A 25,829-nucleotide genomic window follows, 5' to 3' on the forward strand; every position below is an offset into this window, starting at 1 on the left:
GGCGCTTCGGCGCCCTGTAGTGGATGGCGCATGTGCGCCGGCAAATAAGGTGTTAAGCCCCTGCCATGAAACCATCGCTAGTCTTGAGAATGGGCCAGCAGCTGACGATGACACCGCAGCTGCAACAGGCCATCCGCCTGCTCCAATTGTCGACCCTGGACCTGCAACAGGAAATTCAGGAGGCACTGGAGTCCAATCCGATGCTCGAACGCCAGGAAGAAGGCGACGACTTCGATAACGCCGACCCTCTGGCCGACAACGTCGAGCAGAAAGCCAATACCGATGTTCAGGAACCCTCTTACCAGGAAACCGCCCCGACGGTGGATAACCTCGAGGAAGGCGACTGGAACGAGCGCATCCCCAACGAATTACCTGTCGACACCGCTTGGGAAGATGTTTACCAGACCAGTGCCAGCAGCCTGCCGAGTAACGATGACGACGAGTGGGACTTCACCACCCGCACATCGGCCGGTGAGAGCCTGCAGAGTCATTTGCTCTGGCAACTGAACCTGGCACCGATGTCCGATACTGATCGCCTGATCGCCGTTACCCTGATCGATTGCATCAACAATCAGGGCTACCTGGACGAAACTCTTGAGGAAATCCTCGAAGCCTTCGACCCGGAACTGGACATCGAACTGGACGAGATTGAGGCCGTCCTGCACCGCATCCAGCAATTCGAACCCGCCGGTATCGGTGCGCGCAACCTCAGCGAATGCCTGTTGCTGCAGCTGCGTCAAATGCCAGCCAAAACACCTTGGCTGACCGAGGCTAAACGCCTGGTCACCGACTTCATCGACCTGCTTGGCAGCCGTGACTACAGCCAGCTGATGCGCCGTATGAAGCTCAAAGAGGACGAACTGCGGCAGATCATCGAGCTGGTGCAAAGCCTCAACCCGCGCCCGGGTTCTCAAATCGAATCCAGCGAAGCCGAGTACGTCGTCCCCGACGTCATCGTACGCAAGGACAACGAACGCTGGCTGGTGGAGTTGAATCAGGAATCCGTGCCGCGCCTGCGGGTCAACCCGCAGTACGCCGGTTTCGTGCGCCGGGCCGACACCAGCGCCGACAACACCTTCATGCGCAACCAGTTGCAGGAAGCGCGCTGGTTCATCAAAAGCCTGCAAAGCCGCAACGAAACCCTGATGAAAGTCGCCACCCAGATCGTCGAGCATCAACGGGGCTTTCTCGAGTACGGCGATGAGGCGATGAAACCGCTGGTGCTGCATGACATCGCCGAAGCGGTCGGCATGCACGAATCGACAATTTCCCGGGTCACCACCCAGAAATTCATGCATACCCCGCGCGGCATCTACGAACTGAAATATTTTTTCTCCAGCCACGTAAGCACCTCTGAAGGCGGTGAATGCTCGTCTACAGCGATCCGCGCGATCATCAAAAAACTGGTTGCAGCGGAAAATCAGAAAAAGCCGTTGAGTGACAGCAAGATCGCTGGTTTACTGGAGGCACAAGGCATTCAGGTAGCCCGTCGCACCGTCGCCAAATACCGCGAATCCCTTGGGATCGCGCCTTCGAGCGAACGTAAGCGTTTGATGTAACGGGCCACGCCACAGCGTTCCAGTGGCAGGCATTTCTGCCTGCCGCTTTATGCACTGGCAACGAAGGAGAAGCTGTATGCAAGTCAACATCAGTGGACACCAACTGGAAGTGACCGAACCCCTGCGCATCTACATCGGCGAAAAACTCGAACGATTGGAAAGGCATTTCGACAAGATCACCAATGTGCAAGTCACGATGACCGTCGAAAAGCTGAAGCAGAAAATCGAAGCTACCTTGCATATCCCCGGCAATGAAGTGGTCGCCAACGCCGAGCATGACGACATGTACGCGGCAATCGACGCACTCACCGACAAGCTGGATCGCCAACTCAAAAAGCACAAGGAAAAGACCCAGAGCCTCCTCCAGGGCGCAACAGGTCGTTAACACTCCCAACCCATGATTCGACTTGAAAACATCCTGACCCCCGGCCGTTCTTTGGTGAACGTGCCGGGCGGCAGTAAAAAGCGCGCCCTCGAGCAAATTGCCAACCTGATCAGCCGCGAAGTGCCGGATCTGGGGATGCAAGATGTCTTCGAGAGTCTGATAGCCCGTGAAAAACTTGGTTCAACCGGTTTTGGCAACGGCATCGCCATTCCCCACTGCCGCCTCAAAGGCTGCGAATCGCCCATCAGTGCCTTGATGCACCTGGACGCCCCCATAGATTTCGACGCCATCGATGGTGCTCCGGTCGACCTGCTGTTTGTCCTGCTGGTCCCGCAAGCCGCTACCGATGCGCATCTGGAACTGCTTCGGCAAATTGCCAGCATGCTTGATCGCAAGGAAGTGCGCGAAAAACTTCGCAGCGCCGCAACTAATGAAGCCCTGTACCAGGTTGTCCTGGACGAGCAGAACGGTCATTAATCATGCGTTTGATCATTGTCAGCGGCCGATCCGGCTCCGGTAAAAGCACGGCCCTCGATGTATTGGAGGACAACGGTTACTACTGCATCGACAACCTGCCGGCCGGCCTGCTTCCGGAATTGGCCGAACGTGCGTTGATTCACACTGAACTGGCGCAACCGCTGGTTGCGGTTTCCATCGACGCCCGTAACTTGCCCAGCCATCTGTCGCGCTTTCCGGAGCTTTTGGAAGAAGTGCGCAGCCGGCACATCCAATGCGACGTGCTGTATCTGGACGCCGACGAGGAAACCCTGCTCAAGCGATTCTCGGAAACCCGTCGACGCCACCCCCTGAGCACCGCCAATCGGTCGCTCGCCGAAGCCATTGATGATGAAACCAACCTGCTTGGGCCGATTGCCGACCTCGCTGATCTGAAGCTCAACACCACCCATCTGAACCTGTATCAACTGCGCGATACCATCAAACTTCGCCTGCTGAACCAGCCGGAGCCGGGCACGGCGTTTCTGGTCGAATCTTTCGGCTTCAAACGCGGAATGCCGGTCGATGCTGACCTGGTATTCGATGTGCGCTGCCTACCCAATCCATACTGGAAACCGGAGTTGCGCGATCAGTCCGGGCTGGACCAGCCGGTTGCCGAGTATCTGGCTGCTCAGCCGGATGTCGAAGAAATGTTCCAGGATATCTCTGCGTATTTGCTGAAATGGCTGCCCCGCTTTGCCGCCAGCAACCGCGCCTACGTCACCATTGCCATTGGCTGCACCGGCGGGCATCACCGCTCCGTCTACCTGACCGAACGTCTGGGCCAGGCTCTACAAAAGTCCCTGAAGAACGTCCAGGTTCGCCACCGCGACCTAAGCTAAAGGATTCACACCGCGATGCCCGCTCTGGAAATTGAAATCATCAACAAGCTGGGTTTACATGCCCGAGCATCTGCCAAGTTTGTCGGCGTAGCAGGTCAATATCCCTGCCAGATAAAAGCCGGACGTACCCCTGAATCCATGGTCGATGGCAAAAGCATCATGGCCATGATGATGCTCGCTGCCGGTAAAGGCACCAAAATCCATCTCTGCACTGAAGGCGAACAAGAACAGGAAGCGCTGAATGCGCTGGTTGCGCTGATCAATAACTTCTTCGACGAAGGCGAATAAAAGCTCGGCGGCCCGAGCCTTCGGCGGCGCCTACGCAAGCGCGGTATTCATGACTGTCATCAGACAGAACCCGATACACAGCCCCAGGCTGGCCAGCTTGTCGTGGCCATTGCACGGTGACTCTGGGATCACCTCGTGAGTCACCACCAGCAGCATCGCGCCTGCAGCCAACGCCAACCCCAGTGGCAAGAGCAACTCGGCCAGACTCACCAGCCAGGCACACAACAACGCGAAGACCGGCTCAACCAAACCTGAAGCCGCGCCGACCAGGAACGCCTTGACCCGCGACATCCCTGCCCCGGCTAATACCAAAGCGATCACCAAACCTTCCGGCACATCCTGTAAAGCGATGCCCATGGCCAAACTGTCGGCGTCGGGCATCCCACCGCCGGCAGACACACCGACCGCCATGCCTTCCGGGATGTTGTGAGCAATGATGGCAAATACAAATTGCCAGATCCGCGGAGCAATCACCGGATACTCCCACAAAAAAAGGCGCGCCTCCCATTGGGTGACGCGCCTTCGCTTGAAGCTGCGGTCGTTTAGCTACCGGCCACTGTCATCCGCTCGATCAGCACTGACCCCGTACGAATATTGCTGCGCAATTCCAGGTCATTACCAACGGCGATGATCTGCTGGAACATGTCACGCATGTTGCCGGCGATGGTCACTTCTTGCACGGCGAACTGAATCTCGCCGTTTTCCACCCAGAAACCCGAGGCACCACGGGAATAGTCGCCAGTCACCATGTTCAAGCCCTGACCCATCAATTCGGTGACCAGCAGCCCGCGCCCCATGCGCCGCAGCAGCGCAGCCTGGTCTTCATCGCCATGGCTAACGAACAGGTTATGCACGCCACCAGCGTTGGCGGTGCTCGGCATGCCCAGTTTGCGACCGGAGTACGTGCCCAGCACGTAAGAAACCAAATGACCGTTCTCGACGAAAGGTTTGGCGTAAGTTGCCAGACCGTCGCCATCGAAGGCCGAACTACCCAGGCCACGCATCAGGTGTGGCCGTTCATCCAGGGTCAGCCATTCAGGGAACAGCCGTTGGCCCAACGTACCTTCGAGGAACGACGATTTTCGGTACAGATTGCCGCCGGAGATCGCCCCGAGAAAACTGCCGAACAAACCGCCAGCCAGTTCTGCGGAAAACAGCACCGGCACTTCGCAGGTTGGAACCGGACGCGCGCCCAGACGACTGGCCGCCCGTTGCGCAGCACGCTGGCCGATGCTGACCGGATCAGCGAGCAGTTCGCCCTGGCGATTCACGTCATACCAGTAATCGCGCTGCATCTGGCCATCGGCTTCGGCAATCATCACGCAGCTCAGGCTGTGACGGGTCGACGCGTAACCGCCGATAAATCCGTGACTGTTGCCATACACACGGCAACCCTGATGGGTGCTCAGGGATGTGCCATCGGCGTTCTTGATTCGGCTGTCGGTGGCAAACGCCGCCGCTTCACAGGCCAGTGCCTGCTCAATGGCTTGCTCCGGAGTGATGTCCCAGGCGTGGAACAGGTCGAAGTCCGGCAGATCCTTGGCCATCAAGGCTGCATCGGCCAAACCTGAGCTTTCATCTTCCGAGGTGTGTTTGGCGATGGCCAGGGCGGCGGCGACGGTTTCGCGAATCGCCTCCGGACCGCTGGCCGAGGTGCTGGCCGAACCTTTGCGCTGGCCAACATACAAGGTGATGCCAAAGCCCTGGTCACGGTTGAACTCAACGGTTTCGACTTCCCGCTGGCGGACCGTGGTCGACAGCCCCTGCTCCAGAGAAACCGCGACTTCACAGGCGCTGGCGCCCTGGCGTTTGGCCTCGGCGATGATCTGCTCGACTTGTTCTTGCAGTGCCGGCAAGGCTTGTGGACCGACGCTTTCAACTGCACTCATGGTTTTCTCCACTCAAATTCTGCGTTCGGCTGGGGCCTTCGAGCGACCGGGCCGGACAAGCGGCCCCCGACTGGTTATCATGGCGGCGTTTCTTTGCGGACTGCCACCATGGTTGATTCTTACGACGACTCCCTCGACGGGGGAGAAAAAAGCAAATCCCAGGTCAAACGCGAGCTGCATGCTCTGGTTGATCTTGGCGAGCGCCTTACAACACTCAAGCCTGACTTGCTGGCAAAACTGCCATTGACCGACGCCTTGCGCCGGGCTTTGGCTGAAGCGCCCAAGCACACCGCGAATATCGCGCGTAAACGGCACATTCTGTTCATCGGCAAACTGATGCGCGATCAGGACACTGACGCCATTCTGGTGTTGCTTGATCAACTCGACGCCTCCACTCGGCAGTACAACGAACGTTTCCACGGTCTGGAACGCTGGCGCGATCGCTTGATCGCGGGCGATGACGGTGTCCTGGAGAAGTTCGTCATCGACTACCCGGACGCGGATCGCCAGCAACTGCGCTCCCTGATCCGTCAGGCCCAGCATGAGCTTGCGCAAAGCAAGCCACCTGCTGCCAGCCGAAAAATCTTCAAGTACATCCGTGAGCTGGACGAGACACAACGCGGTCTGCGTTAGTCTTCGACCCCGGGTGGGTTGTACCGCTTCGCGGTTCACCCACCCAAGGCTCCCTCTCAAGCTCAAGCGCCCGTGCCACCCACGGTGATCGCGTCGATCTTCAAGGTTGGCTGGCCGACACCCACCGGCACCGACTGCCCATCCTTACCGCATGTCCCTACCCCGCTGTCCAGCGCCAGGTCGTTACCGACCATCGACACTTTGCTCATCGCTTCCGGCCCGTTACCGATCAACGTCGCACCTTTGACCGGCGCGGTGATCTTGCCGTCTTCGATCAGATAGGCCTCGCTGGTGGAGAACACGAATTTGCCGCTGGTGATGTCCACCTGACCGCCGCCGAGATTGGCGCAGTAGATACCCCTCTTCACCGAGGCGATGATTTCGGCCGGATCGCTTTCACCAGCGAGCATGTAAGTGTTGGTCATCCGCGGCATTGGCAAGTGCGCATATGACTCACGACGACCGTTGCCAGTGCGGGCCATGCCCATCAGGCGGGCATTGAGCTTGTCCTGCATATAACCTTTGAGCACACCGTTTTCGATCAGAGTAGTGCACTCGGTCGGAGTGCCTTCGTCGTCGACGCTCAAGGAACCGCGGCGACCGGCCAAAGTGCCATCATCGACGATGGTGCAGAGCCTGGAAGCAACCATTTCGCCCATGCGGCCACTGTAAGCCGAACTGCCTTTACGGTTGAAGTCACCTTCCAGGCCATGACCTACCGCTTCATGCAACAGCACACCCGACCAACCGGAACCGAGGACCACCGGCAACGTACCGGCCGGTGCCGCAATCGCCTCGAGATTGACCAGCGCCTGGCGCAATGCTTCACGGGCATAACCCATGGCGCGGTCCTCGCCAAGGAAGTAACGGTAATCGGTACGACCGCCACCGCCGTGACCACCACGTTCGCGGCGACCATTCTGTTCGACGATGACGCTGACATTGAATCGCACCAAGGGACGCACGTCTGCCGCCAGACCGCCGTCGGTGGATGCGACCAGAATCCGCTCCCAGACCCCGGCCATGCTCACGGTGACTTGTTGGATGCGCGGGTCCAGCGCCCGGGTCGCGGCATCGACGCGCTTGAGCAGCTCGACCTTCTCGGCACGGCTGATGACTTCCAGCGGGTTATCCGGCGCATACAGTCGGGCGACATCCTGGGTACTGAACGCCTGCACGGTGCCATTCTGCCCGGCACGGGAAATCGAACGGGCAGCACGGGCGGCCAGGCCCAGGGCTTCGAGAGTAATGGCATTGCTGTAAGCAAAACCGGTCTTCTCGCCCGACTGCGCACGCACACCGACGCCTTGGTCAAGGTTGAAGCTACCTTCCTTGACGATGCCGTCTTCCAGCGCCCAGGACTCGGAAATCTGTCCCTGGAAATACAGGTCGGCGGCATCGATGCCCGGCCCGGCCAGATCGCCGAGCACTGCTTGCAGGCTTTCAATGGTCACGCCACCCGGCGCTAAAAGGTGTTCACTGACTGAGGACAACAACTCGCTCATATGCTTTGCGCCTTAAATTCATCGTTCTGAGGCAGGTCGCTGTGCGCCCTGCGAGAAAAAGCGCCGATGGCTGGCCACCGGCATCCGCGCCCTGATGGACGCCTGTTCGCTGCTATCGCGCTCGGCCAGCAGCACAGCCTCGCCCTGATCCTGCTCGGCCAGCACACGCCCCCAAGGGTCGATAATCGCTGCATGGCCAAAGGTTTCTCGCGGTCCCGGGTGAATCCCACCCTGGGCAGCCGCCAGCACATAACACTGGGTCTCGATTGCCCGTGCGCGGATCAGCACCTCCCAATGAGCCGCACCGGTCACCGCGGTAAATGCAGAGGGCGCGGTGATCAACTCGGCACCGGCTGCGCGTAACTCACTGTACAACTCCGGGAAGCGCAAGTCGTAGCACACCGTCAGGCCCACTCGGCCGACAGGTGTGTCTGCGACCACCACCGCATCTCCATGAGCATAGTCATCCGACTCACGATAACGACCGCGATTGTCGGCCACATCCACATCGAACAAATGCAGCTTGTCGTAACGCGCCACCGCCTCACCGTGTTCGTCGATCAACAAGGAGCAGGCATTGACCTTGCCGTCGGGTTGATCCTGGGGCGGCAACGGCAATGTGCCGGCCACTATCCATAACTTGAGGTCGCGAGCGGTCTGTTTCAACCAGGGCAGGATCGGACCGCTGCCCAAGGCTTCGGCACGACCAATGTCGGCAATATCACGGCGGCCCATGGCAGCGAAGTTTTCCGGCAGCACCGCCAGCCGGGCACCGCCAGCCGCTGCTTGCTCCAGCAAGCGCCGGGCCTGGACCAGATTGGCCAGAACATCGCTCTGGCTGACCATTTGAATCACCGCAAGAGACATGGCGTATCCTTTTTCGGTTGGTTCTGCACGCCCGGTGCAGACTCTGCAAAACCCTGTGTAGCAGCTGGCGAAGCCTGCGTCTGCGGCGTACGCGGTTAACCAGAAGAATCGCAGTGTCAGACTCTACGGCCGCTTCGCAGCCGGACGTAGCCTGGCGGCAACTGCTACAAAAAACGCATGGAGTCATGCTACTCCCATAGCCCCAGGCGTGGTTTTTCAAAAAGGCTTGTCGTAGGTGATTTTCGGTTCTTTCCACGGGCCTTTGACGTTGTATTTCACACTGGCGAAACGGGACACGCTATCACCGATAAGCTTGTCGATCAGGAACAATGCCCCGCCAATCGCCGGCGCACCGACGATTAACGCGGCGATCGGCAGGTTGTTGGTCACTGGCAACGTCAACAACAGCTTGGCATCGACCTGATCGGCAACCAGGTCCAGCGTGCCATTGAGTTCCAGATTGCTCGACGGTCCGGTCAGGGTGATCGGTTCACGGGTAACGTACACCCCGTTGCTGGCCACCAGCAGGCCTTTTACCCGGTCGTAACTCAAGCCTTTCCCGAACAGGTCAGAGAAATCCAGACGCAGACGTCGACCAATCGAGTTGAAGTTAAGCAAGCCGAACACCCGCAAGGCCTGTGCACCGCCCTCTACTTCAACGAATTGACCTTTTCGCAACGTTGCATCGAGGCTTCCGGAGAAGCGCTTGAGTCCGACCCAGGCCGGAGAGCCGGGCCAACGACCGTCCACATCCATATGAAAATCTTCACTGGTCACGGTAGGGGCAAAGCCCCAGCCCTTCAGCACATCCGCAAGATTCTTGCCGCCCAGACGCCCCTTGTACCAACTGCTGCTGGCCCCTGGCGGGCCCTCCCAGCCGCCTGTGCCCTGCAACACCATGCCCTTGAGGCCCAGATCCAGACTGTTGAGTGCAATACCTTTGGCGGTAGGGCGTACCTTGAGCGACCAGCCGCCAATCAGATCATTACCCTGGAACAACTGGACGATGGAGATATCCAGCGCCGGGATGTTCCCGGGATCGACTGACGCCAGCGGGTCCGGAGAATTTTCGTCGGCCTGAACGGTGGGATCTATGGCCGGCAAACGCACATATTGCAGATCGATTGCCACCGCAGCGTCCTTGGCGTCGGGGATGCCGACACTGCCTTTGGCCTGTTGGCTATCGATCTGCAAAGCCCAAGAGGCTTGTTTGCGATTCAACTGCAACGAGACCTTATCGAGTGTGCTGCCAAACCCGATGAGCTTGCTCACCTGGACGTCGGCACTGCTCAACAGTTGCCTGGCGCTGTCGCCGGGGGCCTGGCCGGCATAGCGATCGACCAAGGCTTTCCAGGGCTCGATATCCAGCTCCGACAGCACACCGCGCACACGCAAGCCTTTAACATCCGGCAACACTGCATTGTCGGCGCCCAGAAACAGCTCGCCGCGCCCATCGGCAATGCCGCCGCTCGGCGCTGCGAAGGTGAAGTTGGCGAGGTCGCCGTAGTTGACCCAATAACGCCGCTCAGGCCCTTGCAGGGTCATCCGAAACACGGTGTCGCGGCCTTCACTGGCCGGCATGCCGAAAGGTGCAGGCAGATCCACCGCGACGCCCTTAAGGCTGGAGTTGACCATGAGCTGGCTATCCGCGCCGTTGAGCGTCAGTTGCAACTGATAAGGAATGTCGCCGGAAACCGGCAACGGCTGGCTGACTTTCAGCCACTCGGTGAGTTTCTTCACCGTCACCTGCCCCTTGGTAACGACGCGGGTGTTGAGGCTGCCCGCTTTGCCATCGGCAAAAATCTGCGCGGTAATCGGCCGATCGAAAGCTTGCGCTGTAATGCCCTGCCCGCTCAAACCCTTGCTGCTGTCAAAGCGGAAATCCCCCTTGAGCTGGCTCAGTTCAAGTTCGGGTTCGCTCAGCTTCAGCCGGGCCTTGGCGGTCTTGAAGTCCACCAGGATTTTCGGCAACTCGCCTTTGGCCAGCGGAATATCCAGTTTCAACTTGCCCTGCAAGTCACCTTCCCCCTGCCAACCGGCAAAAATCGAGTCGGTGCCGATCGGCGCTTCCTGCAGAATCTTCAAACCGTCGCCCAGGCCACCCGCAAACTCGCCGTCGAGAAACAGGCGGCTGGTTTGTCCGGCGGGTACATGGGGAATATTGACGTAGATGTCGCGAACCTGGGTGTCGAGCAATTGGCCTTTGCTTGCCAGAATTCGTACGCCGCTGTCTTCGATAAACACATCACCGCTGACCTTGCCGACGTGCGGCCAACCCGGCTGGAACGCCAGTTCAGCGTCGTGAACCTTGAAGAACAGGCTGATACTGCGCGCGTTGTCGATGGCGCCGTGGTTCAGCGAGCCTTGGTACTGGAAGAAGCCTTCATCCACCGCGCCCTTGAGAATTGCCGTACGCAACCACTCATCCAGAGCCGGACTGAGGACTGCCGGCAGATACTTGGCGGTATAACGACCGTCGCCCTCGACCAGACCGACCCGCAGGTCCATGTAGTCTTCCTGGGTATGATCGAAATGCAGACGGATCAGGAAATCGCCGGCGATCTTGCCCTCCTCGCCCAGCACTTTCAGGTACGGTGCGATCAGGGTGAAGCCTTCATTGTCGAGCTTCCAGGTCAGCCGCGCATTGGCCTGGATGTACTGCCATGGCTTGGCGAAGATCGGGTCCAGGTGCAGGGAAAAATCCTTGCTGTCCATACGCAGCTCGCCCTGTCCAAGGTCGCCGCTGATGCTACCGCTCACATTACGTGCCGCCGGAGCGCCGTGATAAGCGTTGAAGCCAACCCGCTCCAGGTTGGCGGCGAAACTCAAACGCTGGTCGTCGGTTGCCTGTGGGCGATAATCGACCAGCACATTGCGCAGGGCGCCAGTGACTTTGAGGTTGTCGATCACCACTTCGACATTGTCCGGCACCGGTACCAAGGCATCCAGCACAGGTGTGATCGGCGTCAGATCAAGGCGATCAGCCTGGACACGCCAGCGTTCTTCGGCTTTGTCGGTGGCGGCGAACCGCTGAAGCTGCACATGCGACTCCCAACGGGTTTCGCCGAGGTTCATGGCCAACGAATCGAGAAGTACGCTGAAGCCTTCGTCGCTACGCTGGAACCAGGCGTTGAGCGCCAGATTCTGAATCGTCAGCGGCTTTCGCCCGGTGTAGGCGCCTTTGACTTGCGGGGCATTGAGGCGGGCCACAGCGCTTTGCACAGTGCCCTCAGCCCAGCTCAGCCAAAGCTCGCCACCGGCCTTGAGCTCGGAAAACTTCCATTGCTGGGTCAACCGCGCGGGCAGCCAGCGCGCCCAATCGCTTTGCGGCAGGCTCAGGTAAGCATCCGTCTCAGCATCTCGCCAGTGGCTGGCACGCACACGAGTGCGCAAGCTCAGAGCCATGGGCTGGCCGTCGGGCAAGGTCAAGCGAGCATCGAGACGCTGGCGGGTCAGACCGGTTTTAAGGTTCAGGCCGACATTCGTCAGGGTCAGTGGGGTTTCATTGAACGGCTGCAAAGTGACCTGGCTGTCCAGCACCGACAGCTGAACAATCATTTGCATGCGATTGAGCAGTTGCTCGGGATCGACGGGTTGACCCTGTTGAACCGGCAACCCTTCAAGTGCCCAATGGCCGTTCTGGTCTTCCTTCAGGCTCAGTTTCAGGCCGTTGAGTTCGAGATGGGCGATACGGACCTCGCGAGCCAGCAGGCTGGCCCAGACATCCGGCACTACCCGCACATGATCCAGGCGCAACCCATTGGCACCCTTACTGACCACCACATCGCGGGCCAGCAGAATCGGCGCCAGACCGCTCCAGCTGCCTTCGAGGCTGCCAATGCTCAATGGCATATCCGTCGCTTCGCGGGCCTTGGCCTCGACATCACCTCGATACTCGGCGACCAGCGGAATGAGTTCGCGACCAAGGCTGACGTACAGCGCAGTCAACACCAACATCAAGGCGCAAAGTCCCAGCCCCCAGCGAGTCAAAGCAACAAAAAAGCGTATCAAACGCTCCATGTCAGGTGGCCCCCATGGCGTAGTCATGCAAAACGCTCAATCCAGCCGCTTCCAATAAAAGTACAGCACGCCGATTCAGAGCAGCACCACGTCATATTGTTCCTGGGAGTACATGGTTTCGACCTGGAAACGGATAGTCCGTCCGATAAACCCTTCCAGCTCCGCAACGTTCCCCGACTCTTCGTCAAGCAACCGATCAACTACTTTTTGATTGGCCAGCACTCTATAGCCCACAGCCTCGTAAGCCCGAGCCTCGCGCAGGATTTCGCGGAAAATTTCATAGCAAACCGTTTCCGGAGTCTTCAACTTGCCGCGGCCCTGACAACTGCTGCACGGTTCGCACAGCACCTGCTCAAGACTTTCGCGGGTACGCTTGCGGGTCATCTGCACCAGGCCCAATTCGGTAATACCGATAATGTTGGTCTTGGCGTGATCACGCTCCAGCTGCTTTTCCAGTGTGCGCAACACCTGGCGCTGGTGCTCCTCGTCCTCCATGTCGATGAAGTCGATGATGATAATTCCGCCGAGATTGCGCAGGCGCAGTTGACGGGCAATCGCCGTCGCGGCCTCGAGGTTGGTCTTGAAGATTGTCTCTTCAAGGTTGCGATGGCCGACAAAAGCCCCGGTGTTGACGTCGATGGTGCTCATGGCTTCCGCCGGATCGACCACCAGATAGCCGCCGGACTTGAGCGGCACTTTGCGCTCCAGGGCCTTCTGGATCTCGTCTTCGACACCGTACAGATCAAAAATCGGCCGCTCGCCGGGATAGTGCTCAAGGCGGTCGGCGATTTCCGGCATCAGTTCAGCGACGAACTGAGTGGTTTTCTGGAAGGTTTCCCGGGAATCGATGCGAATTTTCTCAATCTTCGGGCTGACCAGATCGCGCAAGGTGCGCAAAGCCAGGCCCAGGTCTTCATAAATGACGCTCGGCGCACTGATGGTCTTGATCTGCTCCGCGATCTGATCCCACAATCTTCGCAGGTAGCGGATGTCCATCAGGATCTCATCGGCCCCGGCGCCTTCAGCGGCCGTACGCAGGATGAAGCCACCGGCTTCCTTGATACCTTCCTTCGTCACGCAGTCGCTGACCACCTGCTTGAGCCGCTCGCGCTCGGCTTCGTCTTCGATCTTCAAGGAAATGCCGACGTGGGCGGTGCGCGGCATGTACACCAGATAACGCGACGGAATAGACAACTGAGTGGTCAAGCGCGCGCCCTTGGAACCGATTGGATCCTTGGTGACTTGCACGACAAGGCTTTGCCCTTCATGGACCAGGGCGCCGATGCTTTCCACCGCCGGGCCTTCACGCATGGAGATTTCCGAAGCGTGAATAAATGCCGCGCGGTCCAGACCGATATCGACGAACGCCGCCTGCATACCTGGCAGAACCCGGACCACCTTGCCTTTATAGATGTTGCCGACGATCCCGCGCTTCTGGGTGCGCTCGACATGAACCTCTTGCAAAACACCGTTTTCAACCACCGCCACGCGCGATTCCATCGGCGTGATGTTGATCAGAATCTCTTCACTCATGGCAGGGTCTCGCTCAAGCGTATTCACGATAATGGCCGCGTCAGTCAGGTACGGCGCTTAGCGCACTGTAAGGTTTTGCCAACAGGGTATGCCGAAATGGCCGAGTAGTTCTGCGGTTTCGCACACCGGCAGGCCAACGACCGCTGAATAACTGCCATTGAGCCCTGCGACAAACACCGCACCCAGCCCCTGAATCCCATAACCGCCGGCCTTATCCTGCGGCTCGCCACTGGCCCAATAGGCCGCTGCTTCTTCGCCACTGATCGACCGAAACCGCACCAGACTGCGAACCACGCGCGACTCACAACGTTGACCGTCGAGCACGGCTATCGCGGTCAGCACTTCATGTTCGCGGTCGGACAGGGCCATAAGCATGGCCAGGGCATCTGCTTCATCAACCGGCTTACCGAGAATGTGCCCGTCAAGTACCACGGCGGTATCTGCACCCAGCACACAAATTGGTGCGTCGGATTCGCTGACCGCAAGCACCCCATGCCCGGCTTCAGCCTTGCCGCGAGCCAGACGCTCGACATAGGCCGCCGGAGATTCGTCAATCAGAGGGGTTTCATCGATATCCGCGCTGATAGCGGTAAAAGGCACGCCGATCTGCGTCAGCAGTTCACGTCGACGTGGTGAGCCAGAGGCCAGATAAAGCGGATACATCAAGACATCTCCCTGTCGAGGTGTGGGTAGGGTCTGTTGACGCTTGGTGACGAACCGCCACCAAGCGTCAACAGACCCTAAGCCTGACCGGATCAATTGATTTTGTAGCGCCGACTCAATCCACGCAAACCGAAGCTGACCCACGGCCAGAGTAAAGCACTGACCAATGCTGGCAATACCAGCGCCAGAGTCGGCTGGCGGTTACCGGTCAAAGCACTCAGCCACAGCTGAACCAGCTGGGCCAGGCCGAAGATCACAAGTATCACCAGACTTTGCTGCCACATCGGGAACATGCGCAAACGCTGCTGCAATGACAGCACCAGGAAAGTGATCAAGGTCAGAATCAAGGCGTTCTGCCCGAGCAACGTACCGTACAGCACGTCTTCCGCCAGACCGAGACACCAGGCAGTGACCATGCCGACCTTTTGCGGCAGCGCCAGAGTCCAGAACGCCAACAGCAACGCCAGCCACAGTGGCCGGAGAATTTCCATGAACTGCGGCAACGGCGAAACGCTGAGTAACAAGCCAATGGCAAAGGTCAGCCAGACCATCCAGCCATTGCGCGAATGAATACCTGCCATTACTGCCTCTCCCGAGTGGTGGCCGCCGGAGCCGCAGCAGGTGGCTTCGCCGCTGCCGGGGTAGCCGGTTTGACGGGATGCGCACGGGTATGGGCAACCGGTTTGGCTGGCACGGCAGCAGACGCTGGCGTTGCAACAGCCGGAGCTACAGCTGGCACTGGCGGCGTGACAGGTTTGGGAACGGTTGCCGGAATTATCGGGGCGGTACCGTTTTGCCGATCTTGCGCTTCCTGAGCCTGTGCGGCGTCGTTGGCTCGCTCTTCGGCGGTACGGTTATCGCTGAACACCAGCAACAAATAACGACTACGGTTCAGCGCTGCGGTCGGAACTGCCCGAACGATCGCGAATGGCTGGCCGGAGTCATGAATCACTTCCTTGACCGTCGCCACCGGGTAGCCCGCCGGGAATCGCTGACCGAGGCCGGAGCTGACCAACAGGTCGCCTTCCTTGATGTCTGCGGTATCCGCCACATGGCGCAACTCCAGGCGCTCCGGATTGCCGGTACCGCTGGCGATGGCGCGCAGACCGTTACGGTTCACCTGGACCGGGATACTGTGGGTCGTGTCGGTCAACAGCAACACACGGGAGGTATATGGCATCAACTCGACCACCTGGCCCATCAACCCGCGGGCATCGAGCACCGGCTGGCCGAGGACCACACCGTCACGCTCACCTTTATTGATGATGATGCGATGGGTGAACGGATTGGGGTCCATGCCGATCAACTCGGCCACTTCGACCTTTTCGTTGACCAGCGCGGAAGAATTGAGCAACTCGCGCAGCCGAACGTTCTGCTCGGTCAAGGCCGCCAGTTTTTGCATGCGGCCCTGCAACAGCAGGTTTTCGGTCTTGAGTTTTTCGTTTTCGGCGACCAGCTCGGTACGGCTGCCAAATTGACTGGCAACACCTTGCAATAGCCGCTGTGGCAGGTCGGTGATCCAGTAAGACTGCATCAGCACCAGCGACATCTGGCTACGCACCGGCTTGAGCAGTGTGAAGCGGGCATCGACCACCATCAGCGCGACCGATAGCACGACCAGCACCAACACGCGCACGCCCAATGAGGGGCCTTTGGCGAAAAGCGGTTTAATAAGCCGCTCCTCCCAGGCAAATGTTCTCGTTATTCATACGGCATCAAACCGGCCTGGAGCAGATTGACAGAAGATGAACGCCAACAGGCAGCACTGCAAAGTGCTGCCTGAGAGCGGAACAGCATAGATGCATCCCGCGAAATTACTCGCTGGAAAGCAGATCCATCGTGTGCTTATCCATCATTTCCAATGCACGGCCACCGCCGCGAGCAACGCAAGTCAGCGGGTCTTCGGCAACGATTACCGGCAGACCGGTTTCCTGGGCCAGCAACTTGTCCAGGTCACGCAGCAAGGCGCCACCACCGGTCAGCACCAGACCACGCTCGGCGATATCGGAAGCCAGTTCCGGAGGCGATTGCTCCAGAGCGCTCTTCACGGCCTGAACGATGGTTGCCAGGGACTCTTGCAGAGCTTCCAGCACTTCATTGGAGTTCAGGGTAAATGCGCGTGGAACGCCTTCAGCCAGGTTACGACCGCGAACATCGACTTCACGGACTTCGCCGCCCGGGTAGGCCGTACCGATTTCCTGTTTGATGCGCTCAGCGGTGGACTCACCGATCAGGCTGCCGTAGTTACGACGCACATAGGTGATGATCGCTTCGTCGAAGCGGTCGCCGCCAACCCGTACGGATTCAGCGTAAACCACACCATTGAGGGAGATCAGCGCAATTTCAGTGGTACCACCACCGATATCGACGACCATCGAGCCGCGGGCTTCTTCAACTGGCAGACCGGCACCAATGGCAGCAGCCATTGGTTCTTCGATCAGGAACACTTCACGGGCACCGGCACCCAGAGCCGACTCACGAATGGCGCGACGCTCAACCTGGGTGGATTTGCATGGAACGCAGATCAGCACACGAGGGCTAGGCTGCAGAAAGCTGTTTTCGTGAACCTTGTTGATAAAGTACTGCAGCATTTTTTCGCAGACGCTGAAGTCGGCGATCACGCCGTCCTTCATCGGACGAATGGCAGCAATGTTGCCGGGTGTACGGCCGAGCATGCGCTTGGCTTCAGTGCCGACGGCAACGACACTTTTCTGATTACCGTGCGTCCGAATGGCCACAACCGATGGTTCATTCAGGACGATACCGCGCTCACGCACGTAAATAAGGGTGTTGGCAGTGCCCAGGTCAATTGAAAGATCGCTGGAAAACATGCCACGCAGTTTCTTGAACATGGGGAAGGGACCCTAGGCAACGCGTGGGTAAAAAAGTGCGGCAAACTCTAACAACGACAGGGATTTTGGGCAAGGCGCCAATATGTTAAATTGGCCGCTTTTCTGTGCACCAAGCCCCACAATCGCGGCCTTATGACCGTAGAAATGCGGTAGTGTTCCGACAATCTAACACACGGATAGCATCCGTTCTGTTTTCCACTGGAGAATCCCATGGCGCTTGAACGCTCCGACGTGGAAAAAATCGCTCATCTGGCCTGTCTTGGCCTCAATGAAGCCGATCTTCCACATATTACTTCCGCCCTGAACAGTATTCTCGGCCTGGTCGATGAAATGCAGGCTGTGAATACCGACGGTATCGAGCCTCTGGCCCACCCACTGGAAGCCAGCCAACGCCTGCGCGCAGACGTCGTGACTGAGTCCAATCATCGCGAGGCCTATCAGTCCATCGCACCAGCGGTCGAAAACGGCCTGTATCTGGTTCCGAAAGTCATCGACTAAAGGGAAAGAGCCTGCAATGCATCAATTGACTCTGGCCGAGATCGCCCGCGGACTCGCCGACAAAAAGTTTTCCTCCGAAGAGCTGACCAAGGTTCTGCTGGCGCGTATTGCCCGGCTCGACCCGCAGCTCAACAGCTTCATCAGCCTCACCGAGGACCTGGCGCTCCAGCAGGCGAAAGCCGCTGACGCACGCCGGGCCAACGGTGAGAGCGGTGCCCTGCTCGGCGCGCCGATCGCTCACAAAGACCTGTTCTGCACCCAGGGCATTCGCACCAGCTGCGGCTCGAAGATGCTCGACAACTTCAAGGCGCCGTATGACGCCACCGTGGTCGCCAAACTGGCTGCCGCCGGCGCCGTCACGCTGGGCAAGACCAACATGGACGAGTTCGCCATGGGCTCGGCCAACGAATCGAGCTACTACGGCGCAGTGAAAAACCCGTGGAACCTGGAACACGTTCCAGGCGGTTCGTCCGGCGGTTCAGCGGCGGCGGTTGCCGCTCGTCTGTTGCCTGCGGCGACCGGCACCGACACCGGTGGCTCGATCCGACAGCCGGCAGCACTGACCAACCTCACCGGCCTGAAACCGACCTACGGTCGTGTTTCGCGCTGGGGCATGATCGCTTACGCCTCCAGCCTCGATCAGGGCGGTCCGTTGGCGCGTACCGCTGAAGACTGCGCGATCCTGCTGCAAGGCATGGCCGGTTTCGATCCGCAGGACTCAACCAGCATCGACGAGCCCGTGCCGGATTACAGCGCCAGCCTCAACGGTTCGCTCAAGGGCCTGCGCATCGGCGTACCGAAGGAGTACTTCAGCGCCGGTCTCGATCCACGCATCGCCGAACTGATCCACAACAGCGTCAAGGAGCTGGAAAAGCTCGGCGCGCTGGTCAAGGAAATCAGCCTGCCGAACATGCAGCACGCGATCCCTGCGTACTACGTGATCGCTCCAGCAGAGGCGTCCTCCAACCTGTCGCGTTTTGACGGTGTGCGTTTCGGCTATCGCTGCGAAGACCCGAAAGACCTGACCGACCTTTACAAACGTTCGCGCGGTGAAGGTTTCGGCCCGGAAGTGCAGCGCCGGATCATGGTCGGCGCCTACGCGCTGTCGGCCGGTTACTACGACGCCTACTACCTGAAGGCGCAAAAGATTCGTCGCCTGATCAAGAACGACTTCATGGCTGCCTTTAATGAGGTCGATATCATCCTCGGCCCAACCACGCCGAACCCGGCCTGGAAACTCGGCGCCAAGAACAGCGACCCGGTCGCTGCGTACCTGGAAGACGTCTACACCATCACCGCCAACCTTGCGGGCCTGCCGGGCTTGTCCATGCCAGCCGGTTTCGTCGATGGTCTGCCGGTCGGCGTGCAATTGCTCGCCCCGTACTTCCAGGAAGGCCGTCTGTTGAACGTCGCCCACCAGTATCAGCTCAACACTGACTGGCACACCCGCACCCCGACAGGCTTCTGAGGAGAAACACATGCAATGGGAAGTCGTGATCGGGCTGGAGATTCATACCCAGCTCGCCACCCAATCGAAGATTTTCTCCGGTAGCGCCACCACGTTTGGCTCCGAGCCGAATACCCAGGCCAGCCTGGTAGACCTGGGCATGCCCGGCGTCTTGCCGGTGCTGAACCAGGAAGCGGTGCGCATGGCGGTGATGTTCGGCCTGGCGATCGATGCACATATCGGCCAGCACAACGTGTTCGCCCGCAAAAACTACTTCTACCCGGATTTGCCCAAGGGCTACCAGATCAGCCAGATGGAGTTGCCGATCGTCGGCAAAGGCCATTTGGACATCCCGCTGGAAGACGGCACGGTCAAACGCGTCGGCATCACCCGCGCGCATTTGGAAGAAGACGCCGGCAAGAGCCTGCATGAAGAGTTCAGCGGCGCCACCGGCATCGACCTGAACCGCGCTGGCACGCCGCTGCTGGAGATCGTCTCCGAGCCGGACATGCGTAGCGCCAAGGAGGCCGTGGCTTACGTCAAGGCGATCCACGCACTGGTGCGTTACCTGGGCATCTGCGACGGCAACATGGCCGAAGGCTCGCTGCGTTGCGACTGCAACGTGTCGGTCCGCCCCAAAGGCCAGGTTGAATTCGGCACGCGCTGCGAGATCAAGAACGTCAACTCGTTCCGCTTCATCGAGAAGGCGATCAACACCGAAGTGCGTCGCCAGATCGAGTTGATCGAAGATGGCGGCAAGGTCATTCAGCAGACCCGCCTGTACGATCCGAACAAAGACGAAACCCGCGCCATGCGCAGCAAAGAGGAAGCCAACGACTACCGTTACTTCCCCGATCCGGACCTGTTGCCGGTGGTCATCGAGGACTCGTTCCTCACCGACATCCGCGCCACCTTGCCGGAATTGCCACCGCAGAAACGCGAGCGCTTCCAGGAGCAGTTCGGGCTGTCGGTCTACGACGCCAGCGTGCTGGCTTCGAGCCGTGAGCAAGCGGATTACTTCGAGAAAGTCGTGAGCATCGGCGGCGACGCCAAGCTGGCGGCCAACTGGGTCATGGTCGAGCTGGGCAGCCTGTTGAACAAACAAGGTCTGGAAATCGACGAAGCGCCGGTTTCAGCCGAGCAGTTGGGTGGTATGTTGCTGCGCATCAAGGACAACACCATCTCCGGCAAGCTCGCCAAGATGGTCTTTGAAGGTATGGCCAACGGCGAAGGCAGCGCTGACGAGATCATCGACAAGCGTGGTCTGAAGCAAGTAACCGACACCGGCGAAATCTCCAAAGTGCTCGACGAGATGCTCGCGGCCAACGCCGAACAGGTCGAACAATACCGCGCGGCTGATGAAGCCAAACGCGGCAAGATGTTCGGCTTCTTCGTCGGTCAGGCGATGAAAGCATCGAAAGGCAAGGCCAACCCGCAACAAGTCAACGAACTGCTGAAAAGCAAGCTTGAAGGCTGACCACAGTGATCGTTCCCACGCTCTGCGTGGGAATGCAGCCCGTGACGCTCTGCGTCACAACAGCGGACGCGGAGCGTCCAGTGAGGCATTCCCACGCAGAGCGTGGGAACGATCGGCGAACGATCAACTTCGGGAGTCCCCTATGAAGCGTCTGTTTAGCGCTTGCGCCCTGCTCTCTCTGCTGGCCGGTTGTGCCAGCCATGACATCGATCCACGCGGTTATGACGAAACGGGCGGCGCGTCCTATTACGGTGCCAAGCATCATGGCAAACGTACCGCCAGTGGCGAACCCTTCAACCAGCACGCCCTGACCGCCGCTCATCGCCAACTGCCGTTCGGCACACAAGTGAAAGTCACCAATCTGAACAACGACAAGACCGTGGTGGTACGCATCAACGACCGCGGGCCGCATGTGCGCGGCCGTTTGATCGACTTGTCACGTGATGCTGCCGCACAATTGGGGATGCTGCGCAGTGGCACCACGCGGGTTCGCGTGCAAGCCTTGAACAACTGAGCCGCGGAGCCCTGACCATATTCGGATTAGCCGATTTACCGCTGCTCAAAGTGATCCAGTTGCTCTGTGGTCTGGTACTGTTGATCGCCGGCGCCGAACTGCTGGTCCGCGCCGCCGTACGCCTGGCGACCCGGCTGAAAGTCCGCCCACTGATCATCGGCCTGACCATCGTCGCCTTCGGCAGCAGTGCCCCACAGATGGCCGTGAGCCTGCAAGCAACCTTATCGGAAAACACCGACATCGCCGTCGGCAGCGTGATCGGCAGCAACATCTTCAACGTCCTGGTCACCCTTGGCCTCTCGGCACTGATCATTCCACTGCGGGTTTCCCGGCAACTGGTGCGGCTGGACATTCCGTTGATGATCGGCGCCAGCCTGCTGGTATTCGTACTGGCCCACAACGAAGAGCTGACACCACTGGATGGGGCGGTGCTGCTGATGGCACTGGTTCTGTATCTCGGGCTGTTGCTACGCCAGTCGCGGCGTGCTGCTCGCCCTCAACACAAACACGACAATGGAACGTCCAGGATTCGCGCCCCCTGGTTCAGCAGCCTGGTGATGATGCTGGGCGGGTTGGCCCTGCTGGCGTACGCCGGCCATCTGCTGCTCGATGCGGCAGTCAAGGTCGCTACCGAGCTTGGGTTATCGGAGCGAATCATCGGGCTGACCATCATTGCAGTCAGCACCTCGCTGCCGGAGCTTGCCACCTCACTGATCGCCGCCTTGCGCGGTCAACGCGATATCGCCGTGGGCAATGTGATCGGCAGCAACCTGTTCAACCTGCTGGGGGTGTTGGGCGTCACCGCGCTGGTGGCGCCAACACCTTTATCTGTGTCGCCCAATGCGCTGGATTTCGACCTGCCGGTAATGCTCGGGGTCGCCGTGCTGTGCTTGCCGGTGTTCTATTCGGGCTACCGGATTACCCGCGCCGAGGGTGTGCTGTTTCTGAGCTTGTATCTGGCTTACGGACTACACGTGGTGTCGTTCACCACTGGCATGCCGCTGGCCGGCAAGCTGGAACACTTGATGCTGTTTTTCGTCCTGCCGGCGCTGGTGGCATTTCTGCTGTTCACGTCACTGAGCGCCTGGCGCCGCCAACACAAGAGGGAATCGCTATGACCGACAACAAGCCTACGCCTTCAAAAGCAGCAGGTGTCGAAATACGTCGCCAGGTGATGGGCGACGCCTTCGTCGACCGCGCGCTGGGCAATGCCACCGAGTTCACCCAACCGTTGCAGGACTTCGTCAATGAACATGCCTGGGGCAGTGTCTGGAACCGCGAAGGTTTGCCGCTGAAAACCCGCAGCCTGATTACCCTCGCCGCCCTCACCGCGCTCAAATGCCCGCAGGAACTCAAAGGCCACGTACGCGGCGCACTGAACAACGGCTGCACCGTAGAAGAGATTCGCGAAGCGCTGCTGCACTGTGCGGTGTATGCCGGTGTGCCGGCCGCAATCGATGCGTTTCGTGCGGCGCAGGAAGTGATTGATGAGTATCAGCAGGCCGAGTAATTAGCCGGGATTTTCGGTGGCAGATCCGACTTGCCCGCGAATGGATCTAAAGAGCTATGAAGATCCAAGGCCTAGTGGCCTGTGTGGCTAGTTCGTTAGCTCAAATTCGGATGCCGGCGGCCCAGAGCCAAGGCGCTGTGACGAGTCATAGCCCGCTATGGCGAGGAACAGCAACGCAGGATATGGGCTGCTGGCGCCGAAGTTGACTAACAGAACTAGCCACACAGGCCACTAGATCCACCCACCCCACTGCAACAAGAAGATCCCGATGTTGGTGGTCACTGCCGCCATCAACGTGGTGATCACGATGATGGCGGCCGCCAATTCGTGATTGCCGTTGGCCTGTCGGGCCATGACGAAACTGGCGGCGGCAGTCGGGCTGCCGAAGTACAGAAACAGAATCCCCAACTCCGCCCCGCGAAAGCCGCAGAGCCAGGCCCCAGATGTAGCCAGCACCGGCAAACCAATCATCTTCACCAGGCTTGCGCTCAACGCCAGCTCACCACTTTTGCGCAACGCCGCCAGCGACAGCGTGCCACCGATGCAAATCAGTGCCAGTGGCAAAGTCGTCTGCGCCAGATACCCGCCGGAGGTTTCCAGCCAGTTGGGCAGGCCTATCCGGAAATAGGCGAACGGCGCCGCGGAAAACACGCTGATGATCAGCGGGTTGCTGAACACGCTTTTGCAGACGCTCCATGGATCAGACTTGATGACCGGACTGTAGACCGCCAGCACAATGGTCGAGAGGGTGTTGTAGAACACAATCACCAGCCCCGCGAGAATCGCCCCGAGAGAAATCCCGTAGCTGCCATACATACTCGCTGCCAAGGCCAGACCAATAACGCCGTTGTTGCCACGAAACGCGCCCTGGGCGTAGATCCCACGGTCTTCCTGCGGGCAACGCCAGATCGCCCAACCCCAGGCAATGGCAAAACCGACCAACGTGGCGATGGCGAAATAGATCAGCAATGATGGCTGCAACGCCGAATGCAGATCGGCATGCAGGATGCCGAGAAACAACAACGCCGGCATGGTGACGTTGAACACCAGTGCCGACGCGGTGTGGATAAAATTGTCGTCGATCCAGCCGATGCGTTTGAGCAACACCCCCAAAAACAACATGGCAAACACTGGCGCGGTGATATTCAGTGTTTCGAGAAAGATTGCCAGCATGCCTGGTGAACCTTGTGCCTGTCATTAGGGGGCTAATGATAAGCCAGCAGCGACAGATAAGCCGCATCGCAATCCAGGATCGTTCCCACGCGCGAGCGTGGGAATAATCATAAGGTCAGGTAATCGGCGCCGGATTGAACAGCGTGATGTCGTTGTGCAATTTGTGCTTCTCGGCCCAGGTCTGTTTCTTGCCGCTGGCGACGTCCAGGTAGAAGTGGAACAGCTCCCAACCCAGCTCTTCGATGCTGGCGCGGCCGGTGGCAATGCGCCCGGCATCGATGTCGATCAGGTCCGGCCAGCGCTGGGCCAGTTCGGTACGGGTCGAGACCTTCACCACCGGTGCCATAGCCAGGCCATAAGGCGTACCCCGCCCGGTAGTGAACACATGCAGGTTCATCCCGGCCGCCAGTTGCAGGGTGCCACAGACAAAATCACTCGCCGGCGTCGCGCAGAAGATCAGGCCTTTACGCTTGAAGCGTTCGCCCGGACCAAGCACGCCGTTAATCGCGCTGCTGCCGGATTTGACGATGGAGCCCAACGACTTCTCGACGATATTCGACAACCCGCCCTTCTTGTTGCCCGGCGTGGTATTGGCGCTGCGATCCGCTTCACCCTTGGCCAGGTAACGGTCGTACCAGTCCATCTCGCGCACCAACTCCTGCGCCACCTCCTCGGTTTCGGCGCGCGAGGTCAGCAAGTAGATGGCATCGCGCACTTCGGTCACTTCGGAAAACATCACCGTCGCACCCGCTCTTAACAGCAAGTCCGAGGCATAACCGAGCGCCGGGTTGGCGGTGATCCCGGAAAACGCATCACTGCCGCCGCACTGCATGCCGAGAATCAATTCGGACGCCGGCACGGTTTCGCGACGGCGCTGGTCGAGTTTCTTCAAACGGGTTTCGGCCAGCGCCATGATCTGTTCGATCATCTCGGTGAAACCGTGGCTGGAGTCCTGCAAGCGATACAACCACGGCTCACTGAGGTCCACCGAGCTGTCGTTCTCATGCATCACCTGGCCGGCCTGCAACTTCTCGCAACCCAGACTGATGACCAGCGCTTCGCCGCCCAGATTCGGGTTGCGCGCCAGATTGCGCACGGTGCGGATCGGGATGTAGGCATCGGTGGCGGTAATCGCCACACCGCAGCCGTAGCTGTGGGTCAGCGCCACCACATCATCGACATGCGGGTACTTGGGCAGTAGCTCGTCGCGTATACGCTTGACCGCATGATTCAGCACACCGGTCACACACTGCACGGTGGTGGTGATACCCAGAATATTGCGCGTGCCAACAGTGCCGTCGGCATTGCGATACCCCTCGAACGTGAAGCCTTGCAGTGGTGCTTGTGCGGCCGGTACCTCGGTGGACAGCGGCAAACTGTCCAGCGGCGGCGCGGTGGGCATGCGCAGTTGATCTTCCTTGACCCAGCTGCCACGCGGGATCGGCTGCAAGGCGTAACCGATGGTCTGACCGTAACGAATCACCTGGCCGCCTTCGGGAATATCTTCCAGCGTCACCTTGTGGCTTTGCGGGACGAAATCCACAGTCACCAGGCCGTCCGGGAACTCGGTACCGGCCGGCACACCCTGGTCGTTGACCACAATCACTACATTATCCAGCTCGTGCAGACGGATGTAGCGCGGCGAGTCGGAATGTTCAATCAACTGCATGACGCCGCTC

23 protein-coding genes and 1 pseudogene are annotated in these 25,829 nt (G+C 59.3%); 12 read left to right on the top strand and 12 right to left on the bottom strand.

The features are described 5' to 3' along the window. Nucleotides 1–65 precede the first annotated feature (65 nt). The 5 genes from AC07W5_RS10895 to AC07W5_RS10915 all read left to right on the top strand — a co-directional run bounded on the left by AC07W5_RS10895 (nt 66) and on the right by AC07W5_RS10915 (nt 3,569). Nucleotides 66–1,559: an RNA polymerase factor sigma-54 gene (locus AC07W5_RS10895; RefSeq protein WP_495010238.1), complete on the top strand. Its 1,494-nt coding sequence runs from the start codon at nt 66–68 to the stop codon at nt 1,557–1,559. Nucleotides 1,560–1,635: 76 nt separating this feature from the next. Further along, the gene (hpf, locus tag AC07W5_RS10900; RefSeq protein WP_494995187.1) at nt 1,636–1,944 is read left to right on the top strand and encodes a ribosome hibernation-promoting factor, HPF/YfiA family; all 309 of its coding nucleotides are present in this window, start codon (nt 1,636–1,638) and stop codon (nt 1,942–1,944) included. A 12-nt stretch (nt 1,945–1,956) separates the two neighbouring features. Next, a complete protein-coding gene (gene ptsN / locus AC07W5_RS10905) occupies nt 1,957–2,421 on the top strand; it encodes a PTS IIA-like nitrogen regulatory protein PtsN (RefSeq protein ID WP_494995188.1) in 465 nt (154 codons plus the stop codon). A 2-nt stretch (nt 2,422–2,423) separates the two neighbouring features. Further along, nucleotides 2,424–3,281, top strand: coding sequence for an RNase adapter RapZ (gene rapZ / locus AC07W5_RS10910; protein WP_494995189.1), 858 nt, complete (start codon nt 2,424–2,426; stop codon nt 3,279–3,281). Between the two features lie 15 nt (nt 3,282–3,296). After that, nucleotides 3,297–3,569, top strand: a complete 273-nt coding sequence (locus AC07W5_RS10915) for an HPr family phosphocarrier protein (RefSeq protein WP_494995190.1) — start codon at nt 3,297–3,299, stop codon at nt 3,567–3,569. A gap of 30 nt (nt 3,570–3,599) precedes the next feature. Here the strand turns inward: AC07W5_RS10915 and AC07W5_RS10920 are convergent. Both AC07W5_RS10920 and pmbA read right to left on the bottom strand, forming a co-directional pair. Next, nucleotides 3,600–4,052: pseudogene (locus AC07W5_RS10920) on the bottom strand (ZIP family metal transporter); the annotation flags it as partial. A 59-nt stretch (nt 4,053–4,111) separates the two neighbouring features. Beyond that, complete coding sequence (pmbA, locus tag AC07W5_RS10925; RefSeq protein ID WP_495010237.1) at nt 4,112–5,458, bottom strand: metalloprotease PmbA; 1,347 nt, start codon at nt 5,456–5,458, stop codon at nt 4,112–4,114. Between the two features lie 108 nt (nt 5,459–5,566). Between pmbA and yjgA the strand changes: the two genes are divergently transcribed. Next, nucleotides 5,567–6,091, top strand: coding sequence for a ribosome biogenesis factor YjgA (gene yjgA / locus AC07W5_RS10930; protein WP_494995192.1), 525 nt, complete (start codon nt 5,567–5,569; stop codon nt 6,089–6,091). A 62-nt stretch (nt 6,092–6,153) separates the two neighbouring features. Here the strand turns inward: yjgA and tldD are convergent, their stop codons facing one another. The 8 genes from tldD to mreB form a co-directional block, all read right to left on the bottom strand. Further along, on the bottom strand, nt 6,154–7,596 hold the full coding sequence (gene tldD / locus AC07W5_RS10935; protein ID WP_494995193.1) for a metalloprotease TldD: 1,443 nt from the start codon (nt 7,594–7,596) through the stop codon (nt 6,154–6,156). An 18-nt stretch (nt 7,597–7,614) separates the two neighbouring features. Then, the gene (locus AC07W5_RS10940) at nt 7,615–8,463 is read right to left on the bottom strand and encodes a carbon-nitrogen hydrolase family protein (protein ID WP_495010236.1); all 849 of its coding nucleotides are present in this window, start codon (nt 8,461–8,463) and stop codon (nt 7,615–7,617) included. Between the two features lie 216 nt (nt 8,464–8,679). Next, nucleotides 8,680–12,483, bottom strand: coding sequence for a YhdP family protein (locus tag AC07W5_RS10945; RefSeq protein WP_495023419.1), 3,804 nt, complete (start codon nt 12,481–12,483; stop codon nt 8,680–8,682). 75 nt (nt 12,484–12,558) lie between these two features. Next, nucleotides 12,559–14,016, bottom strand: a complete 1,458-nt coding sequence (rng, locus tag AC07W5_RS10950; RefSeq protein WP_495023331.1) for a ribonuclease G — start codon at nt 14,014–14,016, stop codon at nt 12,559–12,561. Nucleotides 14,017–14,073: 57 nt separating this feature from the next. After that, nucleotides 14,074–14,679 carry a Maf family protein gene (locus tag AC07W5_RS10955; protein WP_494995197.1) on the bottom strand — a complete coding sequence of 202 codons (606 nt, stop codon included), beginning with the start codon at nt 14,677–14,679 and terminating at the stop codon, nt 14,074–14,076. A gap of 92 nt (nt 14,680–14,771) precedes the next feature. Next, complete coding sequence (gene mreD / locus AC07W5_RS10960) at nt 14,772–15,260, bottom strand: rod shape-determining protein MreD (RefSeq protein WP_495023332.1); 489 nt, start codon at nt 15,258–15,260, stop codon at nt 14,772–14,774. Next, nucleotides 15,260–16,351, bottom strand: a complete 1,092-nt coding sequence (gene mreC / locus AC07W5_RS10965; protein ID WP_494995216.1) for a rod shape-determining protein MreC — start codon at nt 16,349–16,351, stop codon at nt 15,260–15,262. Before mreC ends, mreD begins: the two co-directional genes overlap by 1 nt. 142 nt (nt 16,352–16,493) lie before the next feature. Beyond that, entirely contained in the window at nt 16,494–17,531 is a 1,038-nt protein-coding gene (gene mreB, locus AC07W5_RS10970) for a rod shape-determining protein MreB (protein WP_002555108.1), read from the bottom strand. A 210-nt stretch (nt 17,532–17,741) separates the two neighbouring features. On the opposite strand from mreB, the gene gatC reads away from it, so the two are divergent. The 6 genes from gatC to AC07W5_RS11000 all read left to right on the top strand — a co-directional run bounded on the left by gatC (nt 17,742) and on the right by AC07W5_RS11000 (nt 22,977). After that, the gene (gatC, locus tag AC07W5_RS10975; protein ID WP_003197816.1) at nt 17,742–18,029 is read left to right on the top strand and encodes an Asp-tRNA(Asn)/Glu-tRNA(Gln) amidotransferase subunit GatC; all 288 of its coding nucleotides are present in this window, start codon (nt 17,742–17,744) and stop codon (nt 18,027–18,029) included. A 16-nt stretch (nt 18,030–18,045) separates the two neighbouring features. Next, on the top strand, nt 18,046–19,497 hold the full coding sequence (gene gatA, locus AC07W5_RS10980; protein WP_494995199.1) for an Asp-tRNA(Asn)/Glu-tRNA(Gln) amidotransferase subunit GatA: 1,452 nt from the start codon (nt 18,046–18,048) through the stop codon (nt 19,495–19,497). 10 nt (nt 19,498–19,507) lie between these two features. Next, complete coding sequence (gatB, locus tag AC07W5_RS10985; RefSeq protein WP_495023333.1) at nt 19,508–20,953, top strand: Asp-tRNA(Asn)/Glu-tRNA(Gln) amidotransferase subunit GatB; 1,446 nt, start codon at nt 19,508–19,510, stop codon at nt 20,951–20,953. 142 nt (nt 20,954–21,095) lie between these two features. Further along, complete coding sequence (locus tag AC07W5_RS10990) at nt 21,096–21,467, top strand: septal ring lytic transglycosylase RlpA family protein (RefSeq protein ID WP_495023334.1); 372 nt, start codon at nt 21,096–21,098, stop codon at nt 21,465–21,467. 50 nt (nt 21,468–21,517) lie between these two features. Further along, nucleotides 21,518–22,585: a calcium/sodium antiporter gene (locus AC07W5_RS10995; RefSeq protein ID WP_495023335.1), complete on the top strand. Its 1,068-nt coding sequence runs from the start codon at nt 21,518–21,520 to the stop codon at nt 22,583–22,585. After that, nucleotides 22,582–22,977: a carboxymuconolactone decarboxylase family protein gene (locus AC07W5_RS11000; RefSeq protein WP_494995203.1), complete on the top strand. Its 396-nt coding sequence runs from the start codon at nt 22,582–22,584 to the stop codon at nt 22,975–22,977. Before AC07W5_RS10995 ends, AC07W5_RS11000 begins: the two co-directional genes overlap by 4 nt. A 231-nt stretch (nt 22,978–23,208) precedes the next feature. On the opposite strand, the gene AC07W5_RS11005 is transcribed toward AC07W5_RS11000, so the two are convergent. Then, on the bottom strand, nt 23,209–24,150 hold the full coding sequence (locus AC07W5_RS11005) for an AEC family transporter (RefSeq protein ID WP_494995204.1): 942 nt from the start codon (nt 24,148–24,150) through the stop codon (nt 23,209–23,211). 115 nt (nt 24,151–24,265) lie between these two features. Beyond that, a complete protein-coding gene (gene garD, locus AC07W5_RS11010; protein ID WP_494995205.1) occupies nt 24,266–25,819 on the bottom strand; it encodes a galactarate dehydratase in 1,554 nt (517 codons plus the stop codon). Between the last annotated feature and the right edge of the window lie 10 nt (nt 25,820–25,829).

The sequence above is a fragment of the Pseudomonas sp. GW821-FHT01E05 genome, assembly GCF_059422425.1.